Origin of the sequence: Phormidium sp. FACHB-592 (assembly GCF_014695795.1) — a bacterium.
GTDB lineage: Bacteria > Cyanobacteriota > Cyanobacteriia > Leptolyngbyales > Leptolyngbyaceae > Stenomitos.
The window spans coordinates 1-9,868 of sequence record NZ_JACJOZ010000099.1; the positions used below are offsets into that span (position 1 = coordinate 1).

At 50.1% G+C, this 9,868-nt stretch carries 7 protein-coding genes; 2 read left to right on the forward strand and 5 right to left on the reverse strand.

Going from position 1 to position 9,868, the window contains the following annotated elements; all coding sequences use genetic code 11:
* Positions 1 to 483 precede the first annotated feature (483 nt).
* The 5 genes from H6F86_RS26160 to H6F86_RS26180 all read right to left on the reverse strand — a co-directional run bounded on the left by H6F86_RS26160 (position 484) and on the right by H6F86_RS26180 (position 4,814).
* On the reverse strand, positions 484 to 1,233 hold the full coding sequence (locus H6F86_RS26160; protein ID WP_190452816.1) for a hypothetical protein: 750 nt from the start codon (positions 1,231 to 1,233) through the stop codon (positions 484 to 486).
* Positions 1,234 to 1,499: 266 nt separating this feature from the next.
* Positions 1,500 to 2,027, reverse strand: a complete 528-nt coding sequence (locus H6F86_RS26165; RefSeq protein ID WP_190452818.1) for a GNAT family N-acetyltransferase — start codon at positions 2,025 to 2,027, stop codon at positions 1,500 to 1,502.
* A 222-nt stretch (positions 2,028 to 2,249) separates the two neighbouring features.
* Positions 2,250 to 2,981, reverse strand: coding sequence for a hypothetical protein (locus H6F86_RS26170; protein WP_206756108.1), 732 nt, complete (start codon positions 2,979 to 2,981; stop codon positions 2,250 to 2,252).
* A gap of 593 nt (positions 2,982 to 3,574) precedes the next feature.
* Positions 3,575 to 4,087 carry a DUF1993 domain-containing protein gene (locus H6F86_RS26175; RefSeq protein WP_190452822.1) on the reverse strand — a complete coding sequence of 171 codons (513 nt, stop codon included), beginning with the start codon at positions 4,085 to 4,087 and terminating at the stop codon, positions 3,575 to 3,577.
* Between the two features lie 397 nt (positions 4,088 to 4,484).
* Positions 4,485 to 4,814, reverse strand: a complete 330-nt coding sequence (locus H6F86_RS26180; RefSeq protein ID WP_190452824.1) for a hypothetical protein — start codon at positions 4,812 to 4,814, stop codon at positions 4,485 to 4,487.
* 600 nt (positions 4,815 to 5,414) lie between these two features.
* Here H6F86_RS26180 and H6F86_RS26185 point away from each other — a divergent pair.
* Together H6F86_RS26185 and H6F86_RS26190 are read left to right on the forward strand one after the other, a co-directional pair.
* Positions 5,415 to 6,521 carry a DUF6745 domain-containing protein gene (locus H6F86_RS26185; RefSeq protein ID WP_190452826.1) on the forward strand — a complete coding sequence of 369 codons (1,107 nt, stop codon included), beginning with the start codon at positions 5,415 to 5,417 and terminating at the stop codon, positions 6,519 to 6,521.
* Between the two features lie 98 nt (positions 6,522 to 6,619).
* Complete coding sequence (locus H6F86_RS26190; RefSeq protein WP_190452828.1) at positions 6,620 to 9,328, forward strand: HEAT repeat domain-containing protein; 2,709 nt, start codon at positions 6,620 to 6,622, stop codon at positions 9,326 to 9,328.
* The last annotated feature ends 540 nt before the right edge of the window (positions 9,329 to 9,868 follow it).

The following is a 9,868-nucleotide window of genomic DNA, read 5'->3' on the forward strand; positions in this document are numbered from 1 at the left end:
CCTGAAAATCATGAAGGCATGGTTTATGTGGTCATGATTCGGTTGATGCTGAGGCGGTTAACAAACAACCGACGAACGAGGAACTTGAAACCTGCTTAACCAGCATTTACAAACACTTTCTAAGAAAAAGCTACGCCTAGTAATGTTTCTAGCCACTGTTTAACTTTTGGGGTTAGTTGCTCAGTCCGCAACGGGGCAAGGAGGTGAAAGAGGGAAACTGCTGCTGTGTAAGGTTTTGAGCGATTGTGCCAGTTGACAGCTAGTGCAGCATCGGTAGCACAAGCTGATCATTAGGCACGTTTATCAATGGGCACCTTAGAACTAACAGATACATAATTAACCCGGTCAGAGAGATCGGGTTTTTTGCCTTATGGACCGTAAGCCGATCATGCTGCTGCTGGCTGTCAGGTGACACGAGGATTTTCAGACATAACGGTACTGATCAGCGGCTCGAAGCCACGTTATATCAATCTACGATCAATCTTACGTGTCCGCTGCATCAGGATTGTTGTGGTGCGCAAACCATGACAGAGACAGACCTTCAGCCGTTAGCACTTCTTCATCCAAGATGCGCTGAAATGGGATGCTTCCAGCTTTTTTTTCGCATTCCCAAAATTCGCGTGCATATCGATGTGCAAATGCTTCCTTATCTCGACTTGGCTTGCTCCAAAACAATTCGTCGTCGTCATCTGCCCCAATCGTATTCAGGTAATCGACGTAATGCCCAACCTCATGCGGCAAGGTACGGTATAACTGAGTCGCACGAATCGATTCTGGAGTCATGTGTAATACATAACGACGACGTTCAGAAATCAGTTGATGCCCGTCTTCTACTAGTCGCGCCAATTCCTGAGCATTATCTGGTGATAGCGATTTCTCCCAAGAGGCAGTGCCATTAGTTGGGTGAGCTTCTATGTGTATCGCAACACCGCGATACTGTTGGATCTCTGAGTAATACTGTAATCGCCCCCAAACTGGGCTGAGAATCCGTTCTTTCCGTTTGGGTTGACGTAGTACAACTAAATTAATTCCTTCTGTATGTTGTGGAGGCAGCAACCTTAGAACCTTGGCAATATCATCGGGAGTACAAGCGTGGAGAAAGCCTGAGTGAACGGGTTCAACAAGGATTGTAATGTTGCGATCGCCAATCGTTCGAGTTAACGCAACAGGATTATCAAGCTGCTCATGAAACAAGATCCACTTTCCACCAATCCAATGTTCAGGAATGCGCATCTTGTTATCCTGACCATGTCCAGACTTCACGGTACCAATATTTCTATTTCTGCGTCGAGCATCCCATCCAGGTCTTCGCATCCTGCAAAACCTCAAATTCTCACACAAACAAGTAGCCTTAGTGTACTTACCTCACCGACAATTTAAGCAGCACAACGGCTCGGTTCAGCGGCAACGAGAGAACTCATATACCAGAAAAAACTTCGCAGGTCCGCTGCAACCGAATTGTTCTGGTGCGCCATTAGCTCGTAATTCTCGCATATGGTCTATGAAGCCTTGTAGCAACGTGCAAAACCGCTTGGTGTTGTTTCCCAATCAACATCTTTCCAGTATTGCATCCCGATTCGCTGAAGAACTCGCTCAGATGCAATATTTAATGGATCAACCGCTGCAACAATTGGATTGAAATGAAGCTCCTTCAGCCCATGTGACAGTAATAACTGAGCACTCTCTGTGGCATATCCTTGTCCCCAATAGTCACGACAAATTCGATACCCAAGCTCAATTTCAGATAGTCGTGAGCAGGGTTGCAAGAAAACGAACCCAAGTTTTTCTCCCTGTTGAGACTCAATCACCATCCAGCCCCAACCCCGACATAAAAATTGCTCTTGCTGTTTTTGAATAAATTCTTCTACTCTGCTTCGTGGTGTCCCTAGACCGCCTACAAATTTCATCGTTTCGGAGTCCTGATTCATCCGGTCTGCCAAGTCTAGATCAGCTTGGGAGAGAGGTTTGAGAACAATTCGATTTCCGCACAACATGTTTGGTATCCTTCTGTTGCGATCGTTGTCCATAACTTTTACTTAAAGTCGATTCCCTTAGCGACTATCCACAAACGGCTGTCTGACAGGTAAAGCTCAAACAGCATAACCTTGGACACCAACAGATTCGTTCTGAACTATCGCCCACAAGATTAAACGAAGCGGCAGAACGATTCCGTTCACCCGCTGCTAGTAACTTCTTGGGTTCAGCCAAATTAACTTTAAGCAGTCGGTGTGCAACGGACTTGTTAGACCTTAATCTTGCAGAAACGACACGATCGCTTGTCTTCCCTCCTCAAGCGCTTTGCTGAATCGAATAGATCCCCAAAAGTAATGCTCTGCCATTGTTTTCTTTCCCCAAACTGCTTCACCAATATAAACATCTTCTTGCGCAGATCTGAGCTTCAAAACGACGCAGTCACTTCCGATGTAGTTACGACCTAATCTTTTGACATTATGAATTGCTCTAATCTTTGAAATCGGAAATTCAATAGTTTTGGATGTTAGTAGACCCTGTTGAGTGACGCGAACCAAATCTCTCGTCTTATCGAACTCACATCGATAAATGCGTTGATTGACCAGACGTTGATAGGCAATTACGAACATGACGATTGAAAACATAAACCAGAAACCATTGCTGACTGGTTCATTTAAGTGCAACCAGGCTACTGACCGAATTTGTACCGAGGTTTGAGTCGGATCGTTCAGAAATCTTTGAATTTTAGTAGTAGCAGAGTCGGCGACAGTTGACGGACGGTTGACTAACCAAATTTCACCGCTCTGTGTTTCTACAACCGTTATGTGGGTAGAGCTGCCCCCGTTCGATTTTCCACGGCGAAAACCACCGCTAGACTCATCTCTAATACCTTTGATGCTAATGGGTTGTTCAATCCGCCAATTGCCCAGCATATGTCGGATAACTTTGCATTGCCTTAAAGCTCCGTCACGTCGGCAGCTTATCTCTGGCGTAATTGTGGCTGTTAACATCGACACTACACCAAGGAGTAAGAAACAACCGATCGCGAGCCGTTCGCCCGTTTGACGCTGTTGCGTAACTAACTGAGTCGTAGTTTGCTTCAAAATCCTCATAGTCAATGTTAGTCTTTCACCCACGAATTTCCACGCAGCAGGAGTCTAACGATGAATAGACGGAAGGTTTCTGCCTAAGATCTCAAATCAGATGAATAGGCGGCAAGTTTCTGCCGATCTCTCCTAGCTTACTGGACTAGAACTGACCTCAAGCACCGTTCAGTTCTAGTCTGCAACACCGATGCTCTCGTGCCTGTAGGCTCCGATGCACAAGCTAGGATGCCGCTGCTGTCGTTGGTTAGCTGCGGGTGGCAGCAGCGGTTCCAATACTGAGCCTCACTGCGACAGAGGCTCTGTAACTCAATCTAGACAATGCTTTCCAGTCTATCTTGCACTTTTTTACCCTAGCCGCGTCCCAGCTTGCATCTTTGCCGAAAAGAAGCATTTTCGGCCTTGTTTCTAAGCATTAATAGCTCAAATCAGCGGCGGCAATAATCCCGAATTTAGCGCGATTGACTCTTGACCGTCCGTTGCCTTTGAATAGTTAGGCTTCATTCCTTTCTGATTGATGGCACCAAGTGCAGCATGTAGTCTCGTTTGCCAATTGGTACACCAGCCATGCGAAGAATATCGTAAGCCGTGACCAGATGAAAGTAAAAGTTTGGGATGAGAAATTCATTGACATAGGCATGACCAGCCAACTCAAGGTACAGGCTCTGACCCAATTCAATGCGCGTCACCTCAGCTAGCTTTGCGTCTTCAGCGTGAGCACCCAAAAGAAGTTCTTTAGTGTTTGCTATGTGCTCGTCTGCCTGCGCGAGAGCTGTGACGTCTGGATCGAGATGATTCGCCGGTTTACCATCACACCAGAGAGCAAAGTTGCGTGGTTGATTGCAAGTGAAAGCAATCTGTGTACCGAAGGGCAACATATCAGCCGCAAGCCGCTTCTGAAGGAACGACTCATCATCACGAAAGTGAGTTCGAGCTGACTCCAAAAGATGCTCAAGAGTCGCTAAGCGGCTTTGGAAGAGGGTTCGGATTAAAGCTATATGCTGGCTTTGCATTTTGTGATCCCTCAGGATTTATCTATGAACCCTAGCTGTATTTAGATTTAGAACAAATTTCAGCCGAACGATTTAGCTTACTCGCCGTTGGAGGCTGGTGGAAGCACGAGCGTAGAGTATAGGCGGTCGAGTGCAGCACCTTGTTCTGTTGCTGTCGACCACCCACAAAGCACCCCAAGAACCAATGGTAGAGACAACAATTTGACTCACTGCTGCACCTCTGAGTTAATGACACTGTCTTGATGTACTTGCTTGATCTTAAAGCCTCGCTTCCCCAACCATGAAATGGGCGTACTGTCCTCGCTGCCATGTGAAGCAGCCCAAGGCCCGGCATCACCCCCTGCGTGGCCCCGATTGACATAAGGACGTTGTGTCGGCGGTCGAGTACCTGCTGTGGTTAGACGACTTCTGCTTCGCCGCTAAGACTAGCAAAATGCTCCTGCAGTAAGTCGAACAACTGGTCATCCCTAAGGCCTGCTTCGTTGCAGCAGTGCAGAAAGTGCCACGCTAACTCATACCAATCGGCAGCCACAGGTGCCGGCCACAGCCGATACATCACCACACGTAAGCCACTCAACGCGTCCGGGCTGACGGACCGCTGGCTGGCATCGTGGTACTGCCATGCACGTACGCGGACGACGGCTAGCGCCTCTGTAGAAAGCGCACCGCGCTCGTAAGCATCGGCCGCCGCTGTCCAGTCAGCGACCGCAGCAGGTAGGTGGCTCATGAGCAGTTGCGCGCAGGCTCGCATCAAAGCACGCCAGCACTTTAAGCACTCAGGACCACAGCAGCGAGACTCAAGTCGCTCAATCGCGTCCCACAGATTGTCCTCCTGTGTCTTGATCGCTCACCTCCATCGACTTTAAGATCAGAGCTAGAGAGTCTCTACCGCTCTCCTGGTAACTGACTGAACTAGAACTGCTTTCAATCACCGTTCGGTTCTAGTCTGCCACACTGATGCGCTCGTTCCCGTTGGCTCTCAGGCACAAGTGAGGTACCGCTGCTGTCGTTGATTAGCTGCCACCCGCAGCTAATCAACGACAGCTTGGAAACAAACTGACAAATAACGAGCGGGCATGAAGGCACTTTGTCTCCCGGTCTTCACGCGTTTATCTACGGCAAGCGCGCTCTTTAGGACTAGCAACATCGCGATTGCAGCCGATGCTGACCGTTGTTGCCCTGCACATGAGGCGAATGGTAGCGTGGTTAGTTATAGGGAGTGCCTCCTGCTGACACGCGGACGGCTCGCTTAATGGCACTAGCACCAGTGCCAGATGACGTGGAACACAAGCGCTAACGGTCTCCATCACTACTGCCAAACCCATTTGTGAAGCCTGATTCTGCTCCAAGTGAACGACTGACCTCAGAGCCGCTCAACCTGCTACCGCAGTATCGGCAGAAGTGGTTGCAGTTTGCCTGGTCAATGGAGTCGATCGATCAAGCGACCGCCATAGAAGCCATCGATGCAATGTATTGTCGGGCTAAACTGGAACCACCTCAAATTGAATTTTGTGCCAATCCACTGGAACTGCGAGAGCGAGTGGAGTTCTATTTAGAGCGCGATCCAGAGGGATTGCGCCAGCCCTGGTATTACTTGCTATATAGCTGCTGGTCCGAAATTCGCAAGCGGTTGGATAGGCCCCTCTGGACAAACTTGTATGAGCAAATGGGCAGCGAGTTGTTTGATGACTTGAGCCAACAACTGCGAGACCCCCTGGAAAAGCAGTTGCAGCGTCAATGGGGCACGATCAGCCATGAGTTGGGATTGCACTGGCATCGTGGGTTAGAAGCTACGTTGTGGGAGGTGATGCAATATCCTACCTGGCTCATTAGTAATGGCGCGTTGATCGATTTTTGTGTCACCGAGTTGGGCTATACCTGGCAGGAAGAAGATTGGCTCATTGAGCGGGGGGATACCTGTGATCAGGAGCAGTGGCCGCTGATGCAGACAATTGCTGCACAAGTTGGCTGGGTTGTGCCGTTGAAGCAAATGTGTTGGGTTTGCGATCGCCCCACTAAGTGGGCGTTTGACGGTGCAGGACAATTACATGGACAAAGGGAACCTGCGATCGAATATTCAGGAGGCTTTCAGGTCTACGCCTATCATGGACTCTGGCTTGACGACCGCTTTCGGAAAAAGCCGCCCAGCCAATGGCAACCAATTTGGTTGTGCTCTCGTCCCAATCCCCCCTATGAGCGCATGATCATTCAGGAGATTGGTTACGCTCGTCTCTGCCAGGAATATAAAATCAAAATCGTCGATACCTGGCAAAACCATACGTTGCTCTGGTTTCCACTGGGTGGAGGACGGAAGCAATATTTATTGAGAACTGTTGACGAGACAACGAAAACTAACCAATATGCGGAGGTTCCAGCGCTGATCTCTGTTCGTGCCGCCATTGCTTGGGTGAACGAGCAGGCTAGCGAGGAGTAGGTTCGGTTTTCTCACTCCAGACATCCCTGTGGTGAGTCGGCTTCACTGGAGAAAGGTTTATTATCCCAGCCGAGCTAGCCCAGAGAGGAACACGAAGCGTGAGATCCATTTCCGCCCTACTGCGAGCGTTACAGCACCCAGACGATGAGATGCGGAGGTTTGCCGTGTCTGACCTCTGCGAGCATCACCAGCGAACTGATCCGCGAGTGCTTCAAGCCCTCTCTGAGCAGTTAGTGCAGGACGAATGTGAGCACGTGCGGGAGGTGGTGGCGGAATCACTCGGTAAGCTGGGCACGATCGCAGTGCCCCTACTCATCACTACACTCAATGACGCTGACCCCTATGTGCGACGAAAGGCGGCACAGCAACTCGGTGCATTAGGCGATGAACGGGCGATCGCACCGTTGATCCAAACCTTACAAGATGACCACCAGGATGTGCAGTATGAAGCCGCAGATACTTTGTTGAACTTGCATTCGACGCAGGCGATCGCCGCCGTGATTCAATTCTTGCAGCAACACTATTTGACCAGCGATAGCTTGTATGAGGGTCTCATCCGTAAGCTGTTCCTGCTCCAGCCAGAACCAATCGTGGATCTTTTGCTGCAAGCTCTCACCATTAGCCCCAGTGACCAAGTGCGTCAAGCAGCCGCAAAAATCCTGGCAGAGGTCGGAGATGAGCGAGCCATTCAACCGTTAATCGGGCTGTTTGATCACCAGATGATCAATGTCAACGCAACCGCCGCTCAAGCCTTGGTGCAATTAGGCCCAAGGGCAATTCCGGCTTTGCAAGCCGCGCTCGCGGTTGAATCACCTTGGCGGGTATTGTGGGCCAGTTATGCCCTCGTCCAACTGGGTGAATCCTCCGCTTTGGCAGCCCTGCTGGAGTTACTGCATCACCCATTCTGGAAGATCCGCCACTACGCTATTTCTCATTTGACGAAGCTCGGTGATCGCCAAATTGTCGAACCCATCATTGCGTGTCTGAAAGACTCCCATGACAAAGTACAATTGCAAGCAGTCCAGGCATTAGGCGCATTAAAAGACGATCGAGCGATTGAACCCTTGCTGGAATTGGCTCAGTCGTCTCCAGAACCTCTGTGGCGATCGACGATTGGAGCCTTAAGTCAGTTCGCTCATCCACGGATCGCCGCACTGATGCTTACGGTTGTGCAACATCCTGATCCAATCATTCGGTATCACGCTATCCTTGCCCTCAAAGCAGACGAGTCAGAGCAAATTCTTCCCCTCCTGCTCAAGGCGCTTGAAGACTCAGATTGGAACGTTCGGGAAGCGGCGACTCAAAAGTTGGGCGATCTTAGTGATCCGCAAGCAGTGAAGCCTCTGATCCAGCGATTCAAGCAAATTGCGGAATACGGTCGATTCCAGCAAACTCAGGAAGATGGTGAAAACACGACCGCTGCCTTGCTCAAACTCGGAAAACCTGTGGTTGCGCCCTTGATTGCCGTTTTGAAAGCCTCAACGAATGCTCGGATTCGCTACGACGCGATCCTGCTGCTGGGGCAATTACAAGATCGACGAGCCGTACCCGTATTAGCCAATCTTTTGCAAGCGTCCGACGGAAAAATACAGTATTCGGACATCGGCGATCGAGCCGCCGCCGCACAAGCACTGGGAATGATCGGGGATGTCAGTGTGATTGAGCCCTTGATTGCGGCCTCAAAAGACCGTGATGAGCAGGTTGTTTTAAGTGCCGCCGAGGCCCTGAGCCAATTTCACCTTCCCATCGTGGTGGAACCCTTGATTCAAATCTTGCGGAAGTGGAATGGTTGGCATTTCCATTCGGGAGAACCGAAAGTGATTCAGGCGATCGCCCAAACGTTGGCAGAAATTGGTGGTCAGCGCGCCATTGAACCATTGATTAAAGTCTTTGCCTGGTATCATGAGTTCCCCTGTGGTATGCCGCTACAAGAGCAGGCAGAACGCACCGGCGGCGGCGCACCCTTCGCGACAACAGGAGCCGTCCTGGCCGCCAATCAAGCCATTGCAGCTGCCTTAACCCAACTAACTGGCGTGCCAATTTCAGACTTGTTACTGGGCATTGTCCGAGACCCAGCCCACCCATTACGAGAAACAGCCGCGATCTCCCTGGGTCGAGTGGGAGACTTAACGCTGGTTCCAGTGGTAGATGCGTTGCAGGACAACGATGCTTTTGTCCGCCGCAGTGCCGCTTGCGCTCTGGGAATGATGTACGACAAACGAGGCGTGCTTCCCCTCATTGAAACATTACAGGATGCGGATGATGAGGTGGTTTTACAGGCGATCGAATCCTTGCGCTGGCTATCAATTCATCAAATTAAAGACCCTAAAGCAATCCTGGCGTTATGCCTGCGGTTAAGCCATCCTAACTGGCAAATTCGGGAGGCAACGGCCAGAGCCTTAAGTCAATCCCCTCATGAGCTAAGTCTGATGCCGTTGGTCGCAACTCTCACGGATTCGTATCCTGCGGTGCGTAAGTCAGTGGTCTATGCCTTGCGCTACTTAGGGGATGAGCGAGCACTCACACCCGTTCAAGCGCTACTGAACGATCCAGATCAAGAGGTACGACTTGAAGTCATCCGTTGTTTAGGTGAAATTGGGGTTTCAGAAAGTGTCGAACCGCTGACCGAACTGCTCAACGATCCAGAGATGAAGGTGCGGCTGAGCGCGGTAAACGCACTGCATCAGATCGGCACTGCATCTGTTGTCACTGCTCTCACCACAGCCCTTCAGGATGAAAGCCCCTATGTGCAAGACATGGCCAATTGGGCGCTAAGGGAACTTGGCGGGCGTGCTACACTCGATTGATGGCACGGCTCGGGGTCTTAGGATCCTTGAAGCAAAGACACTGAAGTGTGAACGGGGTTGAGCCGACAGACGACCCAAAAAGTGCAAGATAAGGCTGTAGCTCCTTACCTGTAGAGGTTTCAGGAAAGAGGTAGTTTAAACTGCACGGCTGAAACCCTTGATGAGTAACAGTTTGGACTACTTTGAGACAATATACTAAGCAAAAAGCAGTCATACACAGCCTCTTGAGCTGTGGTTTCAACGGCTGAAAGCCCTATGCCCTCGTAGCACTTCTGCTTGTTGCTGCCGTAATGCTGATGCTGAGTCTTTCTTTAACGTGAGTTCGACGAACAGAAATTGACACAAGAAAAGCTGAGACTGGTTTTGAAGTAACGGTCTCAGCTATGGAAATCATCGTATCGCGTCTGGATATTGCACACCTTTTTTATGAACTGGACGATTTTTATCAGCACTTTGAGCACGGTTGGCAACACCAAGTGCAGTTGCCTTCCATGCCTGGTGAACGCCGGAGCCATTCCCGCCTGAGTTTGAGCGAAGTGA